The organism is Rathayibacter sp. AY1E6 (assembly GCF_002931115.1).
Classification (GTDB): Bacteria; Actinomycetota; Actinomycetes; order Actinomycetales; family Microbacteriaceae; genus Rathayibacter.
In genome coordinates this window covers 1-1,788 of record NZ_PSVK01000041.1, presented here as the reverse complement: position 1 = coordinate 1,788, position 1,788 = coordinate 1, and the positions used below count along the sequence as shown (strand labels likewise).

Below are 1,788 nucleotides of genomic sequence, written 5' to 3'. Positions count from 1 at the left end.
AAGATCCGGAGAGTCGACCCCGCCACCCGAAGGCAGCCGGCCCGGTCCCTCAGGACCCAACAGCGTGCATGTACCCGACTCCACCGCCCCGACGCGTTCCCAACCCGAAGGCTGTACTGACGCGAGACGATCTCACCGAGCACCTAGTTCAATGTTCCACCCATGAGCTACCAGCAAAGACATTCGCTTTGATCTGGCGCCTGGAACACCCTGCGGTGTCCAGATGCTCCTTAGAAAGGAGGTGATCCAGCCGCACCTTCCGGTACGGCTACCTTGTTACGACTTAGTCCTAATCACCGATCCCACCTTCGACAGCTCCCTCCTTGCGGTTAGGCCACTGGCTTCGGGTGTTACCGACTTTCATGACTTGACGGGCGGTGTGTACAAGGCCCGGGAACGTATTCACCGCAGCGTTGCTGATCTGCGATTACTAGCGACTCCGACTTCATGAGGTCGAGTTGCAGACCTCAATCCGAACTGAGACCGGCTTTTTGGGATTCGCTCCACCTTACGGTATCGCAGCCCTTTGTACCGGCCATTGTAGCATGCGTGAAGCCCAAGACATAAGGGGCATGATGATTTGACGTCATCCCCACCTTCCTCCGAGTTGACCCCGGCAGTCTCCTATGAGTTCCCACCATGACGTGCTGGCAACATAGAACGAGGGTTGCGCTCGTTGCGGGACTTAACCCAACATCTCACGACACGAGCTGACGACAACCATGCACCACCTGTATACCGACCTTGCGGGGCAACCATTTCTGGAAGTTTCCGGTATATGTCAAGCCTTGGTAAGGTTCTTCGCGTTGCATCGAATTAATCCGCATGCTCCGCCGCTTGTGCGGGCCCCCGTCAATTCCTTTGAGTTTTAGCCTTGCGGCCGTACTCCCCAGGCGGGGAACTTAATGCGTTAGCTGCGACACGGAGACCGTGGAAAGGTCCCCACATCTAGTTCCCAACGTTTACGGCGTGGACTACCAGGGTATCTAATCCTGTTCGCTCCCCACGCTTTCGCTCCTCAGCGTCAGTAACGGCCCAGAGAACTGCCTTCGCCATCGGTGTTCCTCCTGATATCTGCGCATTCCACCGCTACACCAGGAATTCCATTCTCCCCTACCGCACTCTAGTCTGCCCGTACCCACTGCAGGCCCGAGGTTGAGCCTCGGGTTTTCACAGCAGACGCGACAAACCGCCTACGAGCTCTTTACGCCCAATAATTCCGGACAACGCTTGCACCCTACGTATTACCGCGGCTGCTGGCACGTAGTTAGCCGGTGCTTTTTCTGCAGGTACCGTCAAGCCGAAGCCCTTCTTCCCTACTAAAAGAGGTTTACAACCCGAAGGCCGTCATCCCCCACGCGGCGTTGCTGCATCAGGCTTTCGCCCATTGTGCAATATTCCCCACTGCTGCCTCCCGTAGGAGTCTGGGCCGTGTCTCAGTCCCAGTGTGGCCGGTCACCCTCTCAGGCCGGCTACCCGTCGTCGCCTTGGTGAGCCATTACCTCACCAACTAGCTGATAGGCCGCGAGTCCATCCTTGACCGAAAAACTTTCCACCCGCACCCGATGCCGGGGCAGGTCGTATCCGGTATTAGACGCCGTTTCCAGCGCTTATCCCAGAGTCAAGGGCAGGTTACTCACGTGTTACTCACCCGTTCGCCACTAATCCACCCAGCAAGCTGGGCTTCATCGTTCGACTTGCATGTGTTAAGCACGCCGCCAGCGTTCGTCCTGAGCCAGGATCAAACTCTCCGTAAAAAAATTACGACCCCCAACCCCGAAGAGAAGG

Annotated in this window: 1 rRNA gene; it reads right to left on the bottom strand. The window is 57.2% G+C overall.

The features are described 5' to 3' along the window. Window positions 1-234 precede the first annotated feature (234 nt). Window positions 235-1,757 (bottom strand): 16S ribosomal RNA (locus C5C46_RS16400). Between the last annotated feature and the right edge of the window lie 31 nt (window positions 1,758-1,788).